Origin of the sequence: Actinomadura gamaensis (genome assembly GCF_042652125.1) — a bacterium.
Lineage (GTDB): Bacteria > Actinomycetota > Actinomycetes > Streptosporangiales > Streptosporangiaceae > Spirillospora > Spirillospora gamaensis.
Map to the genome: position 1 here is coordinate 113,561 of NZ_JBHSIT010000018.1, position 23,055 is coordinate 136,615.

General features: G+C 73.6%; 22 protein-coding genes and 1 rRNA gene. 9 read left to right on the forward strand and 14 right to left on the reverse strand.

Annotated features, from left to right (window positions below; genetic code table 11):
- Positions 1–44 precede the first annotated feature (44 nt).
- Positions 45–1,181 (forward strand): VldE C-terminal domain-containing protein, encoded by a 1,137-nt coding sequence (locus ACFPCY_RS40430; protein ID WP_378264718.1) that lies wholly within the window; start codon positions 45–47, stop codon positions 1,179–1,181.
- A gap of 70 nt (positions 1,182–1,251) precedes the next feature.
- On the opposite strand, the gene ACFPCY_RS40435 is transcribed toward ACFPCY_RS40430, so the two are convergent.
- The 7 genes from ACFPCY_RS40435 to ACFPCY_RS40465 all read right to left on the reverse strand — a co-directional run bounded on the left by ACFPCY_RS40435 (position 1,252) and on the right by ACFPCY_RS40465 (position 9,884).
- Positions 1,252–3,330 carry an ATP-binding SpoIIE family protein phosphatase gene (locus ACFPCY_RS40435; RefSeq protein WP_378264720.1) on the reverse strand — a complete coding sequence of 693 codons (2,079 nt, stop codon included), beginning with the start codon at positions 3,328–3,330 and terminating at the stop codon, positions 1,252–1,254.
- Between the two features lie 174 nt (positions 3,331–3,504).
- Entirely contained in the window at positions 3,505–4,374 is an 870-nt protein-coding gene (locus ACFPCY_RS40440) for a spermidine synthase (protein ID WP_378264722.1), read from the reverse strand.
- A gap of 50 nt (positions 4,375–4,424) precedes the next feature.
- Complete coding sequence (locus tag ACFPCY_RS40445) at positions 4,425–5,441, reverse strand: ABC transporter ATP-binding protein (protein WP_378264724.1); 1,017 nt, start codon at positions 5,439–5,441, stop codon at positions 4,425–4,427.
- Positions 5,431–6,453: an ABC transporter ATP-binding protein gene (locus ACFPCY_RS40450; protein WP_378264726.1), complete on the reverse strand. Its 1,023-nt coding sequence runs from the start codon at positions 6,451–6,453 to the stop codon at positions 5,431–5,433. Before ACFPCY_RS40450 ends, ACFPCY_RS40445 begins: the two co-directional genes overlap by 11 nt.
- A gap of 1 nt (position 6,454) precedes the next feature.
- Positions 6,455–7,369, reverse strand: a complete 915-nt coding sequence (locus ACFPCY_RS40455) for an ABC transporter permease (RefSeq protein WP_378264728.1) — start codon at positions 7,367–7,369, stop codon at positions 6,455–6,457.
- Positions 7,362–8,291 (reverse strand): ABC transporter permease, encoded by a 930-nt coding sequence (locus ACFPCY_RS40460; RefSeq protein ID WP_378264730.1) that lies wholly within the window; start codon positions 8,289–8,291, stop codon positions 7,362–7,364. The genes ACFPCY_RS40455 and ACFPCY_RS40460 overlap by 8 nt, the downstream gene beginning before the upstream one ends.
- Positions 8,292–9,884 (reverse strand): peptide ABC transporter substrate-binding protein, encoded by a 1,593-nt coding sequence (locus tag ACFPCY_RS40465; protein WP_378264732.1) that lies wholly within the window; start codon positions 9,882–9,884, stop codon positions 8,292–8,294.
- 119 nt (positions 9,885–10,003) lie between these two features.
- Between ACFPCY_RS40465 and ACFPCY_RS40470 the strand changes: the two genes are divergently transcribed.
- From ACFPCY_RS40470 to ACFPCY_RS40480, 3 genes are all read left to right on the forward strand, one after another.
- On the forward strand, positions 10,004–11,359 hold the full coding sequence (locus ACFPCY_RS40470) for a M20/M25/M40 family metallo-hydrolase (protein ID WP_378264735.1): 1,356 nt from the start codon (positions 10,004–10,006) through the stop codon (positions 11,357–11,359).
- Between the two features lie 33 nt (positions 11,360–11,392).
- On the forward strand, positions 11,393–12,400 hold the full coding sequence (locus ACFPCY_RS40475) for a hypothetical protein (RefSeq protein WP_378264737.1): 1,008 nt from the start codon (positions 11,393–11,395) through the stop codon (positions 12,398–12,400).
- Positions 12,401–12,482: 82 nt separating this feature from the next.
- Entirely contained in the window at positions 12,483–13,517 is a 1,035-nt protein-coding gene (locus ACFPCY_RS40480; RefSeq protein WP_378264739.1) for an MBL fold metallo-hydrolase, read from the forward strand.
- A 3-nt stretch (positions 13,518–13,520) separates the two neighbouring features.
- Here the strand turns inward: ACFPCY_RS40480 and ACFPCY_RS40485 are convergent, their stop codons facing one another.
- The gene (locus ACFPCY_RS40485; protein ID WP_378264741.1) at positions 13,521–14,222 is read right to left on the reverse strand and encodes a maleylpyruvate isomerase family mycothiol-dependent enzyme; all 702 of its coding nucleotides are present in this window, start codon (positions 14,220–14,222) and stop codon (positions 13,521–13,523) included.
- A gap of 186 nt (positions 14,223–14,408) precedes the next feature.
- On the opposite strand from ACFPCY_RS40485, the gene ACFPCY_RS40490 reads away from it, so the two are divergent.
- Positions 14,409–15,056: a pyridoxamine 5'-phosphate oxidase family protein gene (locus ACFPCY_RS40490; protein ID WP_378264743.1), complete on the forward strand. Its 648-nt coding sequence runs from the start codon at positions 14,409–14,411 to the stop codon at positions 15,054–15,056.
- A 132-nt stretch (positions 15,057–15,188) separates the two neighbouring features.
- On the opposite strand, the gene ACFPCY_RS40495 is transcribed toward ACFPCY_RS40490, so the two are convergent.
- Positions 15,189–15,374 (reverse strand): DUF5302 domain-containing protein, encoded by a 186-nt coding sequence (locus tag ACFPCY_RS40495; protein ID WP_378264745.1) that lies wholly within the window; start codon positions 15,372–15,374, stop codon positions 15,189–15,191.
- A gap of 141 nt (positions 15,375–15,515) precedes the next feature.
- Here ACFPCY_RS40495 and ACFPCY_RS40500 point away from each other — a divergent pair, with 141 nt between their 5' ends.
- Positions 15,516–15,938: a DUF2795 domain-containing protein gene (locus tag ACFPCY_RS40500; RefSeq protein WP_378264747.1), complete on the forward strand. Its 423-nt coding sequence runs from the start codon at positions 15,516–15,518 to the stop codon at positions 15,936–15,938.
- Here the strand turns inward: ACFPCY_RS40500 and ACFPCY_RS40505 are convergent.
- Positions 15,911–17,458: an FAD-dependent monooxygenase gene (locus ACFPCY_RS40505; RefSeq protein ID WP_378264749.1), complete on the reverse strand. Its 1,548-nt coding sequence runs from the start codon at positions 17,456–17,458 to the stop codon at positions 15,911–15,913. The genes ACFPCY_RS40500 and ACFPCY_RS40505 overlap by 28 nt on opposite strands.
- A 222-nt stretch (positions 17,459–17,680) precedes the next feature.
- Positions 17,681–18,988 (reverse strand): UDP-N-acetylglucosamine 1-carboxyvinyltransferase, encoded by a 1,308-nt coding sequence (murA, locus tag ACFPCY_RS40510; RefSeq protein WP_378264751.1) that lies wholly within the window; start codon positions 18,986–18,988, stop codon positions 17,681–17,683.
- A 69-nt stretch (positions 18,989–19,057) separates the two neighbouring features.
- On the opposite strand from murA, the gene ACFPCY_RS40515 reads away from it, so the two are divergent.
- The gene (locus ACFPCY_RS40515; RefSeq protein ID WP_378264753.1) at positions 19,058–19,579 is read left to right on the forward strand and encodes a GNAT family N-acetyltransferase; all 522 of its coding nucleotides are present in this window, start codon (positions 19,058–19,060) and stop codon (positions 19,577–19,579) included.
- An 11-nt stretch (positions 19,580–19,590) separates the two neighbouring features.
- On the opposite strand, the gene ACFPCY_RS40520 is transcribed toward ACFPCY_RS40515, so the two are convergent.
- Positions 19,591–20,415: a glutamate ABC transporter substrate-binding protein gene (locus ACFPCY_RS40520; protein ID WP_378264755.1), complete on the reverse strand. Its 825-nt coding sequence runs from the start codon at positions 20,413–20,415 to the stop codon at positions 19,591–19,593.
- 144 nt (positions 20,416–20,559) lie between these two features.
- Here ACFPCY_RS40520 and ACFPCY_RS40525 point away from each other — a divergent pair, with 144 nt between their 5' ends.
- Positions 20,560–21,357, forward strand: a complete 798-nt coding sequence (locus ACFPCY_RS40525; RefSeq protein ID WP_378264757.1) for an SAM-dependent methyltransferase — start codon at positions 20,560–20,562, stop codon at positions 21,355–21,357.
- Positions 21,358–21,390: 33 nt separating this feature from the next.
- Here ACFPCY_RS40525 and ACFPCY_RS40530 read toward each other — a convergent pair whose 3' ends face one another.
- The gene (locus ACFPCY_RS40530; protein ID WP_378264759.1) at positions 21,391–22,044 is read right to left on the reverse strand and encodes a TetR/AcrR family transcriptional regulator; all 654 of its coding nucleotides are present in this window, start codon (positions 22,042–22,044) and stop codon (positions 21,391–21,393) included.
- Positions 22,045–22,145: 101 nt separating this feature from the next.
- Between ACFPCY_RS40530 and ACFPCY_RS40535 the strand changes: the two genes are divergently transcribed.
- A complete protein-coding gene (locus tag ACFPCY_RS40535; protein ID WP_378264761.1) occupies positions 22,146–22,883 on the forward strand; it encodes an SDR family NAD(P)-dependent oxidoreductase in 738 nt (245 codons plus the stop codon).
- 61 nt (positions 22,884–22,944) lie between these two features.
- Here the strand turns inward: ACFPCY_RS40535 and rrf are convergent.
- Positions 22,945–23,055: ribosomal RNA gene (gene rrf / locus ACFPCY_RS40540) — 5S ribosomal RNA — on the reverse strand; the annotation flags it as partial.

The following is a 23,055-nucleotide window of genomic DNA, read 5'->3' on the forward strand; positions in this document are numbered from 1 at the left end:
GCAGGACGGGACGCGGGCACGGGCCCGATCGGAGACGCGCGCGCGTGCTGCCCGCCGTGGTGGGCGCGGCGGTCCTGGCCACGCTGGCCGCCGACGTCGCGGCCGTCGTCTCCGGCGTCACCGACCCGCCTGACCGCAAGTCCGGGCGGCTGGTCTCGGTCGCGGACGCAGCCGCCCCCAAACCGCCGCCGGTCGCGCCCCTGACCCGCACGCTGACGCCGCATCTCCTCGTCGCCGGGCCCGGCACGCTGCCGCCGGACGCCGTGGCGCGGGTGCGCAGGCTGAAGGGCGTCGCCGGGCTGACCGTCGTGGACGCCGCCCGCGCCCGGGTGGCCGGACGGCAGGTCGGGCTGCTCGGCGTCGACCCGTCCGACTTCCGGGCCTACGTGCCGAGGCAGAGCGGCGCGTCCGACCAGCTCTGGCAGACCGTCGCGACCGGCGGCCTCGCCGTGTCGTTCACGATGTCCCAGGACGGCTCGGTCCCGCTCGGCCAGGTCGTCCCGGCGGGCAGCGCGTCGCATCCGGGGCAGTTGCGCGTGTCCGCCTACGCCGCGCTGGGACTCGACGACGTGGACGCGGTCGTGTCACGCGGCCAGGCGCGCGCCCTCGGCATGCCCGACGGGAACGCGCTGCTGCTCAGCGCGCCCAAGCTCGACCCTGACAAACTGGGGAGGCAGCTCAAGAAGATCCTCCCCCAGGGCACGAAGGTGGCGGTGCTCAATGCCCCGGCCAAACCCGTGAAGGACCCCGCGCCCCGCTCGCAGCCGCAGGTGTCGGGCCGTCCGGACGGCGTCTCCACCGCCCGCTCCCCGATCACCGGCAACAGCATGACGCCGACGATGCGCGACGTCGTGCTGGAGATCGACCGCATGTTCGGGCCGTTCCCGACGATCGGCTGCTACCGCTCCGGCGCGGACGCCCAGGATCACGGCGACGGCCGCGCCTGCGACTTCATGGAGAGCGGCGGCGGCGCGATGCCGAGCGCGTCCGCGCAGCGGCACGGCGACCAGGTCGCCGCGTACGCCGTGGCGAACGCGTCCCGGCTCGGCATCTCCTACGTGATCTGGAAGCAGCACATCTGGAACATCGCGCGGGCGTCGGAGGGCTGGCGTCCGATGGCCGACCGCGGCGGCATCACCGCCAACCACTACGACCACGTGCACATCTCGGTGCTCCGCTAGCGCCCCCGCCGCCACGGCGGGACCCGCGCCGCCAACGCCGGCCCGCGCCGTCAGGGCAGGGACCGCGCCGTCAGGGGAGGGCCTGCTCGCACCAGACGGCCTTGCCGGTCGCCGTGCGGCGGACGCCCCAGCGGCGCGCGAGCCGCCCGACGACGTGCAGGCCCCGGCCGGTCTCGGCGAGCGCGGTGTCGCCGGGGTCGATGGCGCCCTGCACGCGCGGCCGCCCGTCGGAGGAGTCCTGCACCTCGCAGAGCAGGCCGCCCTCGCGGACCAGGCGCAGCGTCACCCGTCCCCCGGCGTGCCGGATCGCGTTGGTCACCAGCTCCGACGCCATCAGCACGGTCGGGTCGGCCAGCTCCGGCAGGTTCCAGCGCTCCAGCCGGTCGCGGACCAGGCCGCGGGCGCGGCGCACGGCGGCGGGCTCGGCGGGCAGCTCCCACGTCACGTGGTCGGACGCCGGGATGCGCCGCAGCCGCGCGACGAGCATCGCGATGTCGTCGCGGTGCCGGTCGTCGAAGACGCCGCCGAGCGCGCCGTCGCACAGGTCCGACAGCGACGCCTCCGCCAGCCCCGCGGACCCGGCGGTCCCGGCGGCGCCGGGCTCTTCGTCGCGCCGGTCGAAGACCCGGCGCAGCCGCGCCAGGCCGTCGTCGATGTCGCGGCCCCGGTTCTCCACGAGCCCGTCGGTGTAGAGGAACAGCAGCGTGCCGTCGTCGACGGTGAACTCGCGGCTCGCGACCGGGCCGTCGCCGACGCCGAGCGGCGGGGCGGGCGGCACGTCCAGGTACATCGCCGGGTCGCCGGGCGCGGCGATCAGCGGCGGCAGGTGCCCGGCGCTGGCGACCTCGCACCGGCCCGACACCGCGTCGTACACCACGTACGCGCAGGTGGCGAAGTGGGGCTCGCGCTCGCCGAGCGTGGACATCAGCAGGTCGAGCCGTTCGAGCGCCTCGGCGGGCGGCAGGTCGAGCCCGGCGAGGGTGTGGATCGCGGTGCGCAGCCGTCCCATCGTCACGGCCGCGCGCACGCCGTGCCCGGCGACGTCCCCGACGACGAGCGCGACGCGTCCGCCGGGCAGCGCGATCGACTCGTACCAGTCGCCGCCGACCTCGACCAGCCGCGAGCCGGGCAGGTACCGGTGGTGCACCTCGACCGAGGACGGCGCGGACAGCCCCGTCGGCAGCAGGCTGCGCTGGAGGGTGAGCGCGGTGGCGCGTTCCCGCCCGTACCGGCGCGCGCCGTCGACGAACCGCGCGGCGCGCGCGGCGAACTCCATCCCGATCTCGAGGTCGTAGGCGTCGAACGGGCGGTGCGCGGTGTCGCGCGTGCAGACGAAGAAGCCGGCCGCGCCGGGCCGGTCCGAGTCGTCCAGGCGCACCGGGAGCAGCAGCATCGAGGTGCCCTTGAGCAGGTCGGCGACCGGCGGGCGGCCCCACTTCTCGGCGAGCAGCGTCGCGTCCTCGGCGGTGTAGAGGGTGAGGACGGGCCGCCCGGTCAGCAGGCACCGCTCGTGCGGCGTCCCGGCCGGGTAGACCAGCACCTCCCCGGTGGGGAACGCCGCGTCCCAGGCCGAGTCGCGGTCGTCGCTGGCGACCGCCATGCGGCGCAGCGGCGGGGTGCCGGACTCGGGCGGCTCCTCGGCGTCGACGAGGCTGTCGAGGAGCAGCAGCGCCCCGGAGTTGCAGAAGTGCGGGACGAGGACGTCCATCAGGCCGCGCGCGAGCAGTTCGAGGTCGAGGGTCGCGCCGATGCGCGGCAGGCCGTCCTCCAGCAGCGCGCGCCGGGTCACGGCCGGGTCGACGAACCGGTCGGCGAGCGGCGCCGGCATCCTGATCACCGCGAGCGCCGCCGGGCTCGCGGTCGCGCCGGGCGTGACGGGGCTCATCGGATGGACGGTCACGACCGCCTCGCGCGCGAGTCCCGCGCCGCGCTCGGCGGCGGGGCCGACCGGGAGCATGACGGTGCGCTCGCGGCCGGACCGCAGGGCCTCGGCCAGCGGCGCCGCGCCGCCGGGCACCACGTCCTCCAGCCGCGCGCCGCGCAGCCCGCCGGGCCGCCCCTCGAACAGGGCCTCGGCGTTCCGGTCGGACTGGATCACGCTGCCCGCGGAATCCAGGCCGAGCAGAAGAATGCGGGTGGACGACTCCATCGCTCGATTATGGAACATCGGTCCTTCCCGGCGCGGCGATATGACCTTGGAGTTCCCTGAAAATCGGCGGTGCGTCCATTCTCCGAAAATGGCCACCCGGTCATTTCCGCCCGGAACGGAGTGCCGCGCGCGGGAACGCGAGGACGGACGCCGGTCGGATCCGGAGTCCCCCGGTCAGCTCCGGCCGAAGACCTGCGGCGGCGGGACGGGCGCCGCGACGTCCTCGCCGTCCCGCAGAACGGCCGCACCCGCCGCGAACGCGGCGAGGTCGTCGCCCTCCAGCATCCGCGCGCGGAACACCCCGCCCGCCGCCCTGCGGGTCAGCTCCGCGACCGGCAGGGGCGCGCGGGACGCCACGACGATGAGGTTCCCGAACCGGCGTCCGCGCAGCACGCCGGGGTCGCCGAGCAGCAGCGCGTGCGGGAACACCGACCGGGCGGTCGCCGCGACGCGGCGCGCGAACGGCAGCCGGAACCCGTCCGCGACGTTCATCAGGTAAGCGCCGCCGGGCCGCAGAACGCGCGCGACCTCGCGGGTGAACTCGGCGGTCGTCAGCTCGACCGGAATGGACGCCTCGCTGAAGGCGTCCAGCACGACCAGGTCGTCCGCGCCGTCCGGCACGGCGGCCAGCCCGGACCGCCCGTCGACGACCCTGATCTTCAGGCCGGGCACGTTCTTCACCGGGAGCTGCTCCCGGACGAGCTGGACGAGCCGCCCGTCCGGTTCCAGCACGACCTGGCGCGAGCCGGGCCGCGTCGCGGCGACGTAGCGGGGCAGCGTGCAACCCGCGCCGCCGATGTGCACGGCGTCGAACGGCTCGCCCGGCGCGCCGAGGCAGTCGACCACGTCGCCCATCAGCCGCATGTACTCGAAGTCGAGGTGGGTGGGGTCGACGAGATCCACGTACGACTGCGGGACCCCGCCGACCAGCAGCACCCAGCCGCCGTCGCGGTCCGCGTCGCGCAGCAGCTCGGCCTCGCCGCCGGTGATCTCGTAGCGGTCCGCGCGGGGCCCCTCCCCGCTCCTGCTGCCCTTGCGCGCCATGCCCTCAGCCTATGCCGCGCCCTCCCCGGCTCAGGACGTCCCCTGCGCGGCTAGGACGCGTCCTCGGCGACCTCCGAGACGGCCGGCGCGGCGGCGAAGTGGCACGCGCTCGGGTGGTCCGAGCCGTCCCGGACGACCAGCTCCGGCACCTCCTCGGCGCAGAGGGCGGCGGCCTTCCAGCAGCGGGTCCGGAACCGGCACCCGGACGGCGGGTCGATCGGCGACGGCGGCTCGCCCTCCAGCTCGATCCCGGTCGGCGGCGCCTCCGGGTCCGGCACCGGGACGGCCGACAGCAGCGCCTGCGTGTAGGGGTGGGTCGGGTTGCGGTAGATCTCGGCCGCGGTCCCGGTCTCGACGATCTTGCCCAGGTACATGACCGCGACCCGGTCCGACACGTACCGCACGGCCGCCAGGTCGTGCGCGATGAACACGTACGACAGGCCGAGCTCGCGCTGCAGGTCGGCGAGCAGGTTCATGACCTGCGCCCGCACCGACACGTCCAGCGCGGAGACCGGCTCGTCGCACACCACCACGTCCGGGCGCAGCGCGAGCGCGCGGGCGATGCCGACGCGCTGCCGCTGCCCGCCGGAGAACTGGTGCGGGTAGCGGTCCACGTGCGTCGGGTCGAGCCCGACCAGCTCCAGCAGCTCCCGGACGCGCTTGCGCCGGTCCCCCTTCGGCGCGACCTCGGGATGGATCGCGAACGGCTCGCCCACGATGGCGCCGATGGTCATGCGCGGGTCGAGCGAGGAGTACGGGTCCTGCAGGACCATCTGGATCCGGCGCCGCAGCGCGCGCAGCTCGCCGCGCGGCAGGCCGAAGATCTCCCGGCCGTCGAACCGGACGGTCCCGGCCGAGGGCTTCTCGTCGGCGAGCAGCAGCCGCGCGAGCGTCGTCTTGCCGCAGCCGGACTCCCCCACCACGCCGAGCGTCTCGCCGCGCCCGAGGGCCAGGTCCACGCCGTCCACGGCCTTGACCGTGCCGACCTGCCGCTTCACGACCACGCCGCGCGTGATCGGGTAGTGCTTGACCAGGCCGTCCACCTGGAGGATCGGATCACCCGCCATGCTTCACCTCCGGCTCGCCCGCGAACACCTCGGCCGCGAAATGGCAGGCCGCCTCGTGCCCCTCCGCGACGGCGACGAGCGGCGGCGTCTCCTCCGCGCAGATCGCCTCGGCGCGGGGGCAGCGCGGCCGGAACGGGCACCCGGACGGCAGCGCCGCCGGGTCCGGCGGGGCGCCGCGCACCGGTTCGAGGCGTCCGCCGTCCTGGTCGAGGCGGGGCACCGAGGCGAGCAGGCCGACCGTGTACGGGTGCGCGGGCCGCGCGTACAGCTCGCGCGCGGGCGCGCGTTCGGCGACCGTCCCGGCGTACATCACGACGATCCGGTCGGCGATGCCCGCGACGACGCCGAGGTCGTGCGTGATCAGCACCAGGCCCATGCCCAGCTCGTCGCGCAGCCGCGCGAGCAGCCGCATGATCTGCGCCTGGACGGTCACGTCCAGCGCGGTCGTCGGCTCGTCGGCGATCAGCACGTCCGGCTCCAGCGCGAGCGCCATCGCGATCATGATGCGCTGCCGCTGGCCGCCGGAGAACTGGTGCGGGTAGTCGCCGAGCCGCGTCGCCGCGGACGGGATCGCGACCCGCTCCAGCAGCTCCACGGCCTTCGCGCGGGCCTCCCTGCGGCCGGTGCCGCGGTGCGCCCGGTACATCTCCGCGAGCTGCGCGCCGACCGGGATCACGGGATTGAGCGCGGTCAGCGCGTCCTGGAACACCATCGCGATCCGGTCTCCGCGGTACCGGCGGCGCTCGCGGTCGGGCAGGCCGAGCAGCTCGGTCCCGTCGAGCTTCACCGAGCCGCCGGTGATCCGCGCGGGCGGCGTGTCGAGGATGCCCATCACGGCCTGCGCCGCGACGCTCTTCCCCGAGCCGGACTCGCCGAGGATCGCCAGGGTCTCCCCCGCCGCGAGGGTGTAGCCGAGACCGTTGACCGCGCGGACCTCGCGGCCGCGCACGTCGAAGGCGACGCGCAGGTCGCTGACCTCGAGCAGGGGCTTGGAGTCGCCGTCTGGTGTCATGTCACCGCAGTTTCGGGTCCAGGGCGTCGCGGACCGCGTCGCCGAGCAGCAGGAACGACAGCACCGTGGCGGACAGGAACAGCGCCGGGAACACCAGCAGGTGCGGATGGTCCACGACGTAGGACTGGGCCAGGTTCAGCTGGAGCCCCCAGGAGACCTTCGGGTACTGGAGCCCGACGCCGAGGAAGTCGAGCGTGGCCTCGCCCGCGATGACGTTCCCGACGTTCAGCGTCGCCACCACGATCACCGGCGCGATCGCGTTCGGCAGCACGTGCCGGGCCATGATCCGCGCGTCGGACGCGCCGAGCAGCCGGGCCGCGCGCACGTAGTCGGCGTCCCGGACGGAGATCACCTGCCCGCGCATGATCCGGACCATGGTCGTCCAGCCGAGCAGCACCAGCACCAGCGTCATCGCGCCGACGCCGTGCCCGGGGAAGGCGACCAGCACGACGGTCGCGCCGAGCACGAACGGCAGCCCGAAGAACACGTCGGTGAGCCGCGCGATCACCGCGTCCACCATGCCGCCGTAGTACCCCGACAGGAGCCCGAACACGAGCGCGATCAGCAGCGCGAACAGCGTCACGACGACGCCGATCAGCAGCGTCGGCCGCGCGCCGTGCACCACGTGCGCGTAGTAGTCGCAGCCGGCGAGGTCGGTGCCGAACCAGTGGTCCGACGACGGCCCCTGCTTGGCGAGGTTCGGGTCGCAGTTCTGGTTCACGCCCCGGCTGGTGAACAGCCCCGGGGCGATCGCCATCAGCGCGACCAGCAGCAGCACGGCCGACGCCGTCCAGAACATCGGGCGGCGGCGCAGGTCGTACCAGGCGTCCCGCCACAGCGACGCGGCGCGGCCCTCGACCAGCCCGCCCGCCTCGGCGACGGCCGCGCCGGTCTCCCCGGACTGCACGTCAGTCATAGCGGATCCTCGGGTCGAGCAGGCCGTAGACGAGGTCCACGGCGAGGTTCACCAGGATGAAGACCAGCACGAGCAGGGTGACCGCGCCGACCACGACGGGCCCCTCCTTCAGCTGGATCGACTGGAACACCTGCTGGCCGACGCCCGGCAGGTTGAAGATGCCCTCGGTGACGATCGCGCCGCCCATCAGCGACCCGAAGTCCACGCCGAGGTAGGTCACGACGGGGATCAGCGACGTGCGGAGCCCGTGCCGGACGACCACCCGCGTGCGGCTGAGACCCTTCGCGCGCGCCGTCCGGACGTAGTCGGCGCGCAGGTTCTCCGCCAGGCTCGTCCGGGTGAGGCGCGCGACGTAGGACAGCCCGAACGAGCCGAGCACCATGCCCGGCAGCAGGTAGCTGTAGGGCCAGCCGTCGTCCACGCCCGCCGACGGGAAGATCTTCCAGTGCACGCCGAACAGGATCTGCGCGGTGTACCCGACGACGAACACCGGGACGGCGATGAGCAGCGTCGTCCCGCCGAGGACGAGCGTGTCGGCGAGCTTCCCGCGCCGCAGCCCGGCCCACACGCCGAGCGCGACGCCGAGGACGAGCTCGAAGAGCCAGGCGGTGACCGCGAGCTTCTCGGTCACCTCCCAGCGGCCGGTCAGCATGTCGCTGACCTTCTGCCCGTCGTAGTTCTCGCCGAGGTCGCCGTGGACGATCAGCCCCCACATGTACTTCCCGTACTGCACCAGCAGCGGGTCGTTCAGGTTGTACCGCTCACGCAGGACGTGGATGACGTTCGGCGGGACCGGCTTGTCCCCGGCCATCGCCTGGATCGGGTCGCCCGGGAGGGCGAACACGAGCAGGTAGATCAGCAGCGTCGTCCCGATGAAGACCGGTATCGCCTGCAGCAGCCGCCGCAGCGTGTACCGCCACATCTACTTCTTCACCGTGACTTCGTCCACCAGCAGGCCGAGCGCGTACGGGGTGATCGTCACGTCGCCGACCCTGCTCGACCGGCCGGCCTGCCCGGCCCACGTCCACAGCGGGATCTGCGGCATCTCCCGGAGCGCGACGTCCTCGGCCTGGTTGTAGTACTTGATGGCCTCGTCCTGGCCGGCCGACGCGTTCGCCTTGGCGATGAGCCCGTTGAACTCCGGGCTGTTCCAGCCCATGCGGTTGCCCGGCCCGTACATGTTCTCCAGGTAGTTCTGGGGGCTCGGGTAGTCGGCCTCCCAGTTCTGCCGGTACGGGCCCTTCTCCTGGTGCTTGCGCAGCAGCCCGAAGTAGTCGGACGCCGGGATCTGCCGGAACTGCACGTCGGCGATGCCGAGGTTCTGCTTCAGCGAGTTCGCGACGATCTGCATCCACTGGTAGTACGTCGGCTGCGCGTTGGAGAAGTACAGCTCCATCGTGCCCTTGAACCCGCCGGCCTCCTGGAACAGCTGCTTGGCCTTCGCCGGGTTGAAGGTGCACAGCTCGCCGCACGCGTTCGCGCGGTGTCCCTGGATGGCGGGCGGCAGGATCCCGTCGGCCACGATGTAGTCGCCGTTGTAGACCGCCTTGTTGATGCCCTGCCGGTCGATCGCCATCGAGATCGCCTGGCGCAGCTTGGGGTTGGCGTAGCGCTGGTCCCAGAGCGGGAAGCCGAGGTAGTCGATCGTGCTCTTCTTGTGCGCGATGAACCGGTCGCCGAGCAGGCGCTTCGCCTCGGGGACCTTGGCCGCCGGGATCGTCTGGAGGACGTCGATGCGCCCGGCGCGCAGGTCCGTGTAGGCGGTGTCGGCGCTGGCGTAGCTCTTCCAGGTGATGCCCTTGTTGTGCGGCTTGCGCGGGCCCTGGTAGTCCGGGAACGCCTTCGCCTTCACCTGGATGTTGTGCTGCCAGTTGCCGTCCATCTCGTACGGGCCGTTCCCGATGGGATGGTCGTCGTAGGCCTTGAGGTCCTTGAACGCGGCCTTCGGCATCGGCGCGTACGCCGGGTAGGTCAGCAGGTACGGGAACTGGCTGAACGGCGCGTCGAGCGTCACCTTCAGCGTGGTGTCGTCCACGACCTGGAGGCCGGACAGCTTGTCGGCCTTCGGCTTGGCCTTGGTGTCGGCCGGGTTCAGGTCCGCGTAGCCCGCGATGTGCTGGAAGTACTCGTTCGCCTGGGTCGCGTTCGGGCCGTAGGCCGCCCAGTTCCAGGCGTCGGCGAAGCTCGACGCGGTGACCGGCTCGCCGTTGTGGAACCTGCGTCCGGGCTGGAGCTTGATCGTCCAGACCTTCTGGTCGGTGGAGTCCACCGACTGGGCGGCCAGCGGGTAGGGCTTGCCGTCCTTGGTCAGCCCCTCGATGTTGTCGAACAGGTTCGTGATGACATCGAAGGAGTAGCTGCTCGTGGTGTTCCCGGGAGTGAGGTGGTCGGGTTCGGAGTGCCCCATGGTGAAGGTCCCGTCGCCCGACTTGCCCCCGCCGCCGCACGCCGCGGCGCCCGTCGTGACCGCGAGCAGCACCGCCGCGAGAGCCGCCGTTCTTCTCAGGCCCGTCATCTGCCCCTCCCTCGCGCGTCGCGTTGCGGATGCTTTCGTACCGTTGGAACGATCTCGGTACGCGTCCCCTGCGGGTTTCGTCATCGTTTCGAGATCAACTTCACCGGAAGGAAGGCCCCGTGCCAGCATCCGCGACCGACACGACCCCGTCCCCCCGGAGCACGGGCGACCTCCGCGCCGGTGCTCCCGCCGAGGTCGCGCGCATCTGCGCCGACCTGCTGCGGATCGACACGACCAACCGGGGCGAGGGCGACGCCGAGGGCGAGCGGGCCGCCGCCGAGTACGTCGCGGAGCTGCTGGCGGACGCGGGGGCCGAGCCGGTCGTCGTGGAGTCCGCGCCGGGCCGGGCCAGCACGCTCGTCCGCATCGCCGGGACGGACCCGTCGAGCCCGCCGTTCCTGATCCACGGCCACCTCGACGTGGTGCCCGCCGTGGCGTCCGACTGGAAGGTCCCTCCGTTCTCCGGCGCGGTCGAGGACGGCTGCGTCTGGGGACGCGGCGCGGTGGACATGAAGGGCTCGCTCGCCATGACGCTCGCCGTCGTCCGGCAGCGGCTCCGCGAGGACCGCCGGACGCGCGGCGACCTGGTGCTCGCCTTCCTCGCCGACGAGGAGTGCACCGGCGCCTTCGGCTCGCGCCACGTGGTGACCGAGCACGCCGGATGGTTCGACGGCGTCACCGAGGCGATCAGCGAGTCCGGCGGGTACAGCGTCACCGCCCCGGCGGGCGAGCGGATCTACCCGGTCGCGGTCGGCGAGCGGAGCACGGCGTGGATGCGGCTGACCGCGCGCGGCACCGCCGGGCACGGTTCCAAGCCCAACCCGGACAACGCGGTCGCCGAGCTCGCCCACGCGATCTCGCGGCTGGCCTCCTACGAGTGGCCGGTCCGGCTCACCCCGGCCGTCCGGGCGCTGCTCGCGGGCCTCGGCGACGTCCTCGGCGAGCCCGTCGACCACGACCGGCTGGACGCCGAGGCCGCCCGGCTCGGGCAGATCGGCAAGCTGTTCGCCGGGACGGTCCGCAACTCGGCGAACCCGACCCGGCTGGACGCGGGCTACAAGGTCAACGTGATCCCCGGTTCGGCGACCGCGCAGGTGGACGGCCGCTACCTGCCCGGCCTCGGCGAGGAGTTCCTCGCCACCGTGGACCGGCTGCTCGGCCCCCGGATCACCCGCGAGTTCATCAACCACGAGGAGGCGCTGGCCGGCGACCCGTCCGGGCCGATGTTCACCGCGCTCGCGGACGCGCTGCGCGCCGAGGACGAAGCGGCCCGGCCCGTCCCGTACCTGATGGCGGGCGGCACCGACGGCAAGTCGTTCGCGCGGCTCGGCATCCGGAGCTTCGGCTTCGCGCCGCTGCTGCTGCCGCCCGACCTGGACTACCAGGCCATGTTCCACGGCGTGGACGAGCGGGTCCCGGTGGCCGGGCTGGAGTTCGGCACCCGCGTCCTGGACCGGTTCCTCGACACCCGCTGACGCGGGACGGCCCGGAGCGGGTATCGATCAGGGGTGGACCTCACCAGCGCCGCGCGGGAGCTCTACGGGGTCGCTCCCGAGGAGTTCACCGCCGCGCGGCAGGAACTCGTGAAGGCGGCGCGGCGGGACGGCGACGCCGCGCTCGCCAAGCGCGTCGGGGCGCTGCGCCGTCCCACGGCGTCGGCATGGGCGGTCAACCTGCTCTCGCGGGAGGCGGCTCCCGAACTCGCCCGGCTCCTGGACGCGGGGGCCGACCTGCGGGAGGCGTGGGGCGCGGGCCGCTCCCTCGGCGGGCTGGAGCAGCGGCGCGGTGAGCTGGTGGATCTGCTCGTCCGGACGGCGCGCCGCCTCGCCGCCGAGGCGGGCCGTCCGCTGCGCAACCCGGCCGTCCGGGAGGTCGAGGACACGCTGCTCGCCGCGACCGTGGACGCCGACGCGTCCGACGAGGTGCGGGGCGGCGCGCTGACACGTCCCCTGAGCCACACCGGTTTCGTCCCGGCAGGCTTCGCCGTCTCGGCGCCCAAAACGCGAGCCGAACCCTCTCCGCCCGCGAAGAAGCGCGCCGAGGAGGGGTACGGCGGCTCGGCAGCCGGAAAGCACACCGAGAAGCGGACCGAGAAGCGCGGCGGGCCGTCGCCGGGTGAGAAGCGGTCCGCGCGCCGGCCCGCCGAGAAGCGGGCGGCGGCGCCGGACGCGGGGCCCCATCGCAATCCGTCCGCCGAGAGGGAGAAGGCGCGGGTCACCGAGCGGCGGGCGGAGCGGGCCAGGCGGCAGGCGGAGGCCGCCAAGCGGGCCGAGGCGGCCGAGCGGCGCGCCGAGAAGGCGGCGCGGCTCCTGGAGTCGCGCGAGGCCGAGGCCGAGGCGGCGCATCGGGAGCTGGACGCGGCCGAAGCGGAGGTCGCCCGGCTGCGGACCGCGCTCGACGAGGCCGAACACCGCTGCGAGCTGCTGAGGCGGCGGGCGGAGCGGGCGGAGAAGCGGCGCGCGCAGGCGGCGGACGAGGCCGCCCGGGCGCGCAGCAGAGCGGACAATTCGGGCTAATCGCCAACCCCGGCGGCCGGGCCGGGTCCGGCGATGCAGTAGGTTCGGGGCCGAACGATATTCGGGACACGAGGGGGAGCAGGTGGCCGAACCGCTGACGGAGCAGCCCGCGGACTGGACCGAGCCGGGCGCCCATCCGGTCGCGCCCGGCGTGCACCGCATCCCCCTCCCGCTGCCCGTGGCGTCCCTGCACGCGGTCAACGTGTACGTGATCGAGGAGCCGGACGGCCTGGTCGTGGTCGACTCCGGCTGGGCCATGCCGGACAGCCGCAAGGCCCTCACCGGCGCGCTGCGGACGCTCGGCCACCGGATCGAGGACGTCTCCCAGTTCCTGGTCACGCACGCCCACTGGGACCACTACTCCCAGGCCCTCGCGCTGCGCGCCGAGTTCGGCGGCCGGGTCCGCATCGGCCGCGGCGAGCGGACCTCGATCGAGGCGTTCGACGTCCGGCGCGGCCTGCACCCCCGCCAGGCGGAGCTGCTGCGCCGCTGCGGCGCGGACGCGATCGCCGGGGAGATCGCCGCGCTCGGCGTGAACGCGGACGAGCGCGACCTCCCGCACACCATGCCGGACGCCTGGCTCGACGACGGCGAGAAGGTCGAGCTGACCCGCCGCTCGCTCGACGTGTTCGCCACCCCCGGCCACACGCGCGGCCACATCGTGCTGCGCGACGCCGCCGCCGGGCTGCTGTTCGCCGGGGACCACGTGCTCCCGCACATCAGCCCGTCGATCGGGCTGGAGACCGAGCCGGAGCCCAAGCCGCTGCGCAGCTACCTCGCCTCGCTGCGGCTCGTCCGGGACATGCCGGACACGCTGCTGCTGCCCGCGCACGGCCCGGTCACCGGCAGCGTCCACACCCGCGTGGACGAGCTGCTCCAGCACCACGAGCAGCGCCTCGACACCGCCGCCGGGCACGTCCGAGCCGGACGCGCGACCGCCTACGAGGTCGCCGCCGCGATGCCGTGGACGCGCCGCCGCCGCAAGCTCGACGACCTGGACGTGTTCAGCCGGATGCTCGCCGTCCTGGAGATCGACGCGCACCTGGACGTCCTCACCGATCAGGGCGTGCTGGTCGCGCACGAGGCGAACGGCGTCCGCCGCTACGCCCCTGCGTAGCGCTTACGCCGCGGGATCGCGCCCCAGGTAGGCCACGAGCAGGTCGCCGGGGTGGGTGGCGTCCGGCGCCGGGACGGGCCGGGCGAACAGCGTCCCGCGCACGTCCGCCGGGACGAGCCGGGGCGCGTACCGCAGCAGCCGCAGCGCGAGCCCCGCCGGGATCGGCGGTCGCGCGCCCGTCGCCCGGCCGACGTCCCAGCCGTGCACGGCGAGTTCCATCGCCCCCGCGACGGCCAGGTCGGCGTGCGCGAGCACCCGGTCCCCGACCGTGACCACCGCGACGTCCCCGCGCGGCTCGACCAGCCGCGTGATCCCCGCCCGGACCGCCACGACCGGATCCCCCGCCTCCCGCACAGCGGCCTGCCGCTCCCCCGCCGCCCGCTCCCCCGCCTCCCGCACCCCCGCCTCGCGATCCGGCACGCTCCGCTCCGCCGCCTCCCGCTGCGCAGCCTGCCGATCCGGCTCGTCCAGAACGACTCCGCCGGTCAGCGCTTCGGTGAGCGCCGCGACCGAGTCGTCCAGATGCCACAGCAGCGCCCGCAGGTCCCACTCCGCGCACGGCGTGGGCCGGGCCAGCGCCTCCGGCACGACCGTCGCCAGGCCGGACAGGGCGTACGCCGCGCCGCGCGCCAGCAGGGCCGCCGCGTCCGCGCCCTGTCTCCGTGCGGTGTCCGTGAACCGGCCCGCCCCACCACTCGCCGTCATGTGCGCTCCCTTCGCCGGATGTGACCGGCGGAACGCGGGGAAATCATCGACGGCGGCCGCAGCCGAAGGACCGGACGGCCGACGCGCCGCAGGCGGGCGATCCCGGGCTGCCCTACCCCGACGAATACGACGTGTAGGGCATCTCACTAGGCTGGTCCTCCCTCCGGCCCCCAGGAAGGACCACCCATGGCCGAGCAGACCGAGACCGCCTCGCGCATCGAGATCACGTCCGGAGACGAGCTTCGCTCCCTGCTCGGCGAGGTGAAGCCGCGCGCCCGCGACAAGGAGCGCCCGCGCCTGCACGCGCGCGACCGCGAGTGGCTCGCCGCCTCGCCGTTCTGCCTGATCGGGACGAGCGACGCCGACGGCAACTGCGACGTGTCCCCGAAGGGCGACCCCGCCGGACGCCTCGCGCACGTGCTGGACGACCGCACCGTCGCGATCGCCGAGCGGCCCGGCAACCGGCGCGCCGACGGCTACTTCAACGTGCTGTCGAACCCGCACGCGGGCCTGCTGTTCTTCATCCCCGGCCGGAACGAGACGCTGCGGATCAACGGCCGGGCGCGGCTGCTGCGCGACGCGCCGTACTTCGACGAGCTGGTGGTCAAGGGCCACCGGCCGATCCTCGTGCTCGAGGTGGCGATCGAGACGATCTACTTCCACTGCGCCAAGGCGTTCCTGCGCTCGGAGCTCTGGAAGCCCGAGACCTGGAACCCCGACGTGCTGCCCTCGCACGCGCGCATCACCAAGGACGTCATGGTCACGCCCGAAACCCTGGAGGAGCTGGAGGAGTACTACGGCGAGTCGTACGCCAAGCAGCTCTACAAGTCCTGACCCACGTGCGGTCGTCCGCCTGACCGCGGCCACCGGCCGGGCCGCGGGCAAGGGGCCTGACCGGGCCGCGGTCGCCGGCCCCCGCGCGGTCCGCGGGGGCCGCGCGGTCCGCGGGGGCCGCCGGCCCGGGTGTCAGCCGCTCTTGCGGCGGAACTGGCGCTGGTGGTCGGCGCGCTCGTGGACGCCCCTGACCTTCGAACCCGCGCCGCCGTTCTTCCCGCCGCGGCCGGCGGACGCGGTGCGCTTGCGTTCCAGGGCCTCCCGGAACCTGCGCTTCACCTCGTCGTCGCCGGCTTCGCGATCCGTCGAGTCGGCCATGTGGACCTCCACCTCTCGTAGGGCGGTACAAGCGTCGCACGTCCGGCGGCCGTCCGTGATTCCGGGCCGTCCGCTAACCGTCCCCCGGTCGTTTAGCGCCCGCCGCGTGGGAAGGCTCCAGACCTGGAAGGAGGGACCACGATGACCGAACAGACGGGCAAGCAGGGCCCGCGGCTGGACGACGAGATGGCGCACGAGACCGAGGGGATGGTGCGCGGCGGTCACGCCACGCACGCCGAGGACTTCAAGCAGCCCGAACCGGCCTCGTCCGCGCCCGGCTGGGACCCGGCGGAGGACGACCCGACCGCCACCGGCGGCGCCCGCCAGGAGGGCTCCCCTCCGGGCATGTCGGCCGACGACGTGGAGGGCCGCAGCGCCCTCGCCCGGCAGCTCACCGGGGTCCGCTACCCCGCGACCCGGGACGACCTGGTCGCCCGGCTGCGCGGCGGGGACGTGGACGACGGCGCGGTCGCGGCCGTCGAGGCGCTGCCCGACCGCGCGTACGAGAACCTGGCGGACGTGGCCGAGGCCCTGGGCTACGGCCGGGAGAGCCGCCGGTTCTGACCTCCGCGGCCATGGGTGCGGGGACGGCCGTGCCCGTGCCCATGGCCGTGCTCGGCGGCGGGCCCGCACCACCGCTCCAGCGCTTCGCGGATCTCGGGAGCGCGGCGCTCGGGCGCGGTCTCGTCGGTGGCCCAGGCGATGTAGCCGTCCGGCCGGACGAGCGCGGTCGTGCGCGTCGCCCCGCCCGCCGGGACGCAGTGCACGCGATCGGCCCAGTGCCGGGTGGCGAGGTAGGTCACGGCCGGGTCGTTCGCCGCGACGACCAGCACGAACAGGCCGTCCCGCAGGGTCTCGTGGAGGCGCGCGCCGCCGCCCAGCCGCACGTCCGGGGCGCGCTTGCCGGTCAGCCGGTGCGCGCCGCGCGGCGCGGGGTAGGCGATGTCGAGCCCCGAGACGAGGCCCGCCATCCGCCGCGCGATCGGCGGCGTGCGGGTCGCGGCCTCCAGCAGGAGGTTCCGCCCCCAGCGCGGCGCCCGTCCCTCCAGCAGGACGCCGCGGAGAAGGGCGCCGCTACCCAGCACGACGGCCCGCCCGATCGGGTGACGCTCCTCGTGGTAGCTGTCCAGCAGCCAGGACGGCGCGTCGCCGTGCATCTGCGCGACGAGCTTCCAGCCCAGGTTCGCCGCGTCCTGGAGGCCGGTGTTCATGCCCTGCCCGCCGACCGGGGAGTGCACGTGCGCCGCGTCGCCGGCGAGGAACACCCGCCCGACCCGGTAACGCGGGACCTGCCGCTCGTCGCTGTGGAACCGGGACGTCCAGCGCGCCTCGCCCATGCCGTGGTCGGTGCCGAGGACCCGCCGGAGGACTCCGCGCAGCTCCTCGACGTCCACGGGTTCGGAGTCGGGCACCTGGTGGCTCCGGTTCCAGCCGATCACCCGGTACCAGCCGTCGCCGAAGGGCGCGACGAACGCGAACGCGTCCCCGGACGCCCCGACCGTCAGCACCTCCTTCGGCGGATCGGCGAGCCGGACGTCGGCGAGCATCACCGACCGGACCGCCGACTGGCCGGGGAACGCCAGCCCGACCGCCTCGCGGACCATGCTGTGCACGCCGTCCGCGCCCACGACGTACGCCGCCCTGATGGCGCGTTCCCGGCCGTCCTCGCGGTATCGCACCTCGACGCCGTCGGCGTCCTGCCGGAGCGCGACCGCCTCGGCGCCGCGCAGGATCCGCGCGCCCGCGTCGACCGCTCGGCGCTCCAGGACGTGCTCGGTCTCGTACTGGGGCGTGACCAGCACGAACGGGAACCGTCCCGGCAGTCCCGACAGGTCGAGCCGGGCGCCGCCGGGCAGCCGCACCGAACGGACCCGCCGCCCGGTCTCCAGCAGCTCTTCGGCGACGCCGCGCTGGTGTAGCGTCTCCAGCGTCCGGGCGTGGACGGCGAACGCGCGCGTCAGGTTCGGGACGTCCGCGCGGCGCTCCAGGACCGTGCAGGCGATCCCGGCGGCGGCCAGGTCCCCGGCGAGCAGCAGCCCGGTCGGCCCGGCCCCCACGATCACCACGTTCTCTTCGCCGGTCATGGCGGCACCCCTCTCCGGTGGAGTCCGGTGCCGGAGACCCTTCCCCGGATCACCCCGCCTTCACCGCGCCGGGGCGATCCGAGCCCGCCCGTTGACCGCACACGGCCGCCCGCGCGCCTCTCCGGCGCGGCGGATCAGCCGACGCGCGACCGGCCGCCCGCCGCGAGGACGCCAGGTCAACCCTCGCGGGGGCGCCAGGTCAACCCTCGCGGGGGCGCCAGGTCAACCCTCGCGGGCGCGGAGGTTGAGTCCGAGCGCGCGGAACTGCTCGACCGGGTGGTGGTAGCCGCGCTCGATGTGGTGGACGCCGCGCAGCGTGGACGGCCCCTCGGCGACGGCGGCGGCGAGGACGGCCGAGAACCCCGCGCGGATGTCGGGCATCGTCACGTCGCCGCCGCGCAGCTTCGTCACGCCCCGCACGACCGCCGAGTGCAGCGCCGCCGTGTCGTGGTACCGGCAGGCCGGGCCGCCGAGGCAGGTGTCGTAGACCTCGATCTCCGCGCCCATGCTCTGGAGCGCCGGCACATAGGCGAGCCGGTTCTCGTACACGGTCTCGTGCAGCACCGACATGCCGTCCGCCTGGGTGAACAGCACCATCAGCGGCGTCTGCCAGTCGGTGGCGAAGCCGGGGTGGGTGTCGGTCTGGACCGCCGCCGGACGCAGCCCGTCGGGCGCGGACGCCATGATCCACTCGTCGGTGATCTCGAACCGGGCGCCCATCCGGTCCAGCGTGGTGATCGCGGTGACCAGGCGGTCCTGCGGGCAGCCGTGCACCCGCACCTCACCGCCCGTGACCAGGCCCGCGACCAGGTACGAGAACGCCTCGATCCGGTCGCCGGCGAGCCGGGTGCGGGCCCCGCTGATCCGCGGCACGCCCTCCACGACGATCCGCCGGTCCGGCGCGAACGAGATCCGGGCGCCCATCCGCTGCAGGTACAGCGCCAGCTCGATGATCTCCGGCTCGGTCGCGGCGTTGCGGATCACCGTCTTGCCCTCGGCCCGGACGGCCGCCAGCAGCACCGTCTCGGTCGCGCCGACGCTCGGGTAGGGCAGCGTGATCCGCGTGCCGACCAGGCGGTTCGCGCGCGCGTGGATACCGTCCTCGGCGATGTCGACCTCCGCGCCGAACGCGCGCAGCGCGTCCACGTGGAAGTCCACCGGACGGCGGCCGATCGGGTCGCCCCCGACCAGCGGCACGAACGCCTCGCCGGCCAGGTGCAGCAGCGGCCCCAGCATCAGGATCGGAATCCGGTTCAGCCCGGTGAACGCCTTCGGCACGTTCGGCTCGGCGACCGGGCCCGGCACGATCGTGATCTCGCCGTCGGAGCGCTCGACGCGCATCCCGAGGTGCTCCAGCATCGCGCCGGTGATGCCGACCTCGCCGACGTCGGGCGCGTTGGTGATGGTGCTGGGCCCCTCCCCCAGCATCGCCGCGACCATGTGCTTACTGACCGCGTTCTTGGCCCCGCGCACGGTGACGTCGCCGCGCAGCGGCCCGGACGGCTCGATCTCCCACACCTTCTCGCTCACCCGAGCAGCCTATGACCGTCCTCCGGCACGTCCAACCCGGACGCCCCGAAGATCACTTACCGTCGTGACATGGATCTCTCCACTCTCACCCTCCGGCCGGTCCGCGAGAATGACCTGGACTTTTTGGGCGATTTCCTGAGCGACCCGTACATTGCGGGCGAATTCGGATGGCACGGCTTCAGCGACCCCCGCCGCTGGGCGCGGCTGTGGCGCGAGACCGGTCTCCTCGCGGACGAGAAGAGCGCCCTGCTCGTCGCGAGCGGCGAGGAACGGCTCGGCTTCGTCGCCTGGACCAAGGTGGTCGCGACCCGCATCACCCACCATTTCAACTTCGGCATCGCCCTGCACCCCGACCACCGGGGCAGGGGCGTGGGCACCGAGGCCCAGCGGCTCCTGATCCGCTACCTGTTCGCCTACACCCAGGTCCACCGGCTGGAGGCGGACACCGAAGTGGACAACATCGCCGAGCAGCGCGCGCTCGAAAAGCTCGGCCTGACCCGCGAGGGCATCCTGCGCCAGGTCGCCTTCCGGGACGGGGCATGGCGCGACGGCGTCCGCTACTCCATCCTCCGCACCGACCCGCAGCCCTGACGACCCGGCCGCTACGAGCAGCCCTGGAACTCCGGCACCGTGCCGGTCAGGTTCGTCAGGCCCGACGCCCCGAACCACTTGCGCAGCAGCCTCGGCACGGTGCCGTCCTGGTAGAGGCGCGTGATCGCCTTGTTGACCGCCTCGCAGCCCTCCACGTCGCCCTTGCGCAGGCCGACCCCGTACGGCTCCTCGGTGAACGGACGGTTGAGGATCCGCACCGCGCCGCCCGCCTGCACCGCGAACCCCGCCAGCACCAGATCACCCGTCGAGACGGCGTCGAGCGAGCCGTCCAGCAGCCCCTTCACGCATGCCGAGTAGGAGGGCTCCCGCACGAGCGTCGCGTCGATCCCCAGCCCCCGCACCACGCGGGACGTCGAGACCGAGCCGCTCGCCTCGCACATCCGCCGTCCGGCCAGGTCCCGGACGCCCCGGATCCGCCGCTCCCCGGACCGCACCATGACGTCCTGGTGCGCCACGTAGTACGGCCCGGCGAAGGTCACCTTCGTCGCGCGCTCCGCAGTGATCGAGTACGAGGCGAGCACCAGGTCCACCTTGTGGGTGTTGAGCAGCGCCTCCCGGTTCTCGGAGGTCACCTCCGCGTACCGGACGTTCGCCGCCCCCATCCGCTCGGCGATCTCCGCGCCCAGATCCACCTCGAAGCCGCTGAACACGCGCTTGTCCGTGTCGGCCAGCCCGAGCCCCGGCTGGTCCGCCTTCACCCCGATCACCAGGGTCCGCTTCTCCGCGGCCGAGCCGCCCGTGGCCGCGTCCGCGGCGCACCCCGCCACACCCAGCGCGAGCCCCGCCGCGGCGGCGACCCGAAGGACAGCTCTCACTCCCCTACGAGTAGCGGGCGGACGCGTCCGCGAGGTGAACGCCGGGCGAGATGTGCGGGTTGGCGACAGAAACTCCCCCTGCCCCGGTCACCGATCGCTACGATCACCGTGGACGGTCCACGGCGCGGAAACGGGGTTCGGGCAATGGCAGCGGAGTGGGTGCCGCAGGGCATCGACACGAGCAAGCCGAGCGTCGCGCGCGTGTACGACGTCGCGCTCGGCGGCAAGGACAACTTCGCGGTCGACCGTGCCGTGGCCCAGCGCCTCCAGGAGGGCCTGCCCGAGATCATGAGCATGGCCCGGGTGAACCGCGCGACGCTCGGCCGCGGCGTCCGGCTCATGGCCGAACAGGGCATCCGGCAGTTCCTCGACCTCGGCGCCGGCCTCCCCTCGGCGGACAACACCCACCAGGTCGCCCAGCGCGTCGCGCCCGAGTCACGCGTCGTCTACGTCGACAAGGACCCGATCGTGCTCGCCCACGGCCGCGCCCTGCTCGCCGACAACGACCGCACCGCCGTGATCACCGCCGACCTGCGCGACCCGGCGGCGGTGCTCCAGCATCCCGAGGTCGCCCGCCTGCTCGACTTCTCCGAGCCGGTCGGCGTGCTGTTCGTCGCGATCCTGCACCACCTGCACGACGACGAGGACCCGAAGGGCGTCCTCGACGCGTACATGTCCGCCGTACCGTCCGGCAGCCACCTGTTCATCTCGCACTTCTGCGACTTCGGCCCGCTCTCCAAGGAGCTGCAGCGGCGCTTCCTCGACCTCCTCGGCACCGGACGCTTCCGGACCGTCGAGGAGATCACGGCGTTCTTCGACGGCTACGAGCTCCTGCCGCCGGGCGTCGTCCCGAACCCCCACTGGCATCCGGACGAGCCGCCGCCCGCGGAGCTGACGCTCGCCCAGCAGATGCACTACACCGGCATGGCCCGCAAGCCCTGACCCGGCCGGCCCCCGCCCGTTCCGCCGACGCTGTCAATCCCTTGCCTGAGAGCGGCTCCGCGCCGCGATCAGGGCGAGCTGATCAGCGCGCAGGGCCGGGACGCCGATGCTCCTCGACGCCTCGGGGCGCAGGCCGTCCAGGAAGAAGCCGAGGCAGCGCCGCCACGCTCCCGGCGCGACGTCCATGCTGTCCGCGATCACCCGGGACATGCCGAGGACGAGCAGAGCGACGTCCGTCACCTCGAAGTCGGGCCGGAGCGCCCCGGCGTCCCGCGCCCGCTCGATCACCAGGCCGAGGTTCCGGATGCCGCGCCCGCAGGCCTCCTCCCTGCCCATCGCGGTGGGAAACCTCGAGGCGAGGGCCTCGTTGAGCCCCCGGTCCTCGGCCTGCAGCGCGAGGAGCCCCTCGACGAACACAACGAAGCCGTTCCACGGGTCCGGATCGGCCAGCGCCTCCTCGGCCACGCGGTCGAGCGAGGTGAGCCGGTCCGCGAAGACCGTGTCGATGAGGTCGTCCCGCGCGGGGAAGTGGTTGTAGAGCGTCCCGATGCTCACTCCCGCCTGCCGCGCGACGTCCTCCAGCGGAGCGGTCAGCCCGCGCCGGGCGAACACCCGCGCAGCCGCCGCCACCAGCTTGTCGCGATTGCGCTTGGCGTCCGCGCGCAGAGGCCGGGATCCCGTGGTCATGCGCCCACTCTACAAACCTGAGAACACCCTCAACTTGTGCTAGCGTCCTTCCCAAACTTGAGGATGCCCTCAAGTTAAGTTCCTTCCGGAAGGGGCCACGCATGTCAGCTCGCGTCAACGGGACGGCCGTGGTGCTCGGCGCAGGTCCGGGCCTCGGCATGTCCATGGCTCACCGGTTCGGGCGCGCAGGCCACGCCGTGGCCCTCGTGTCACGCAACCCCGACCGCCACGCGAGATACCTCGCCCAGCTCGCGGACGCGGGCATCGAGGCGGCCTCGTTCACGGCGGACGTCCGCCACGCCGACCGCCTGCCGCAGACGCTGGACGCGATCAGCGCCCGGCAGGGCCCGGTGGACGTCCTCTATTACGGGCCGGCCTCCATCGACGCCCCAAAGAGCCTCCCGAAGCCGATCACCGAGACGTCCGGCAGGGACGTGGGTGAGGCGATGAAGTTCGTCTATCCGGCCGTGGAAGCCGTCCAGGCCGTCCTACCGGGCATGCGGGCACGGAGGTCAGGTGCGTTGCTGTTCGCCGGCGGGCTGAGCTCCGTGGTGCCGCTTCCGGCGCTGGGCGCGCTCGCGCTCTCGTCCGCAGCCCTGCGGAACTACGCCATCACACTCAATGCCGCCCTGGCGGCGGACGGCATCTACGCGGGGACACTCACCATCGGCGGCATCGTGCGCCACGGCGACATCCACCGCCACGTGGCAGCGCATCCCGAACGCTACGGCGACCTGGCGGCGAAGACCCTGAACCCGGACGACATAGCGGACGAGGCGTGGTCCATGGTCACCCGCCGCGACCGAGCCGAAGCCGTCTTCAACGTCCTGACCGCCTGAAAAAGGCAACAAAATGAAAAAGGGCCCCGCCACTTTCGTGGCGGAGCCCTTTCCAAAATATGTCCGGCGGTGTCCTACTCTCCCACACAGTCTCCCATGCAGTACCATCGGCGCTGAGGGGCTTAACTACCGGGTTCGGGATGGGACCGGGTGTTTCCCCCTCGCCATAACC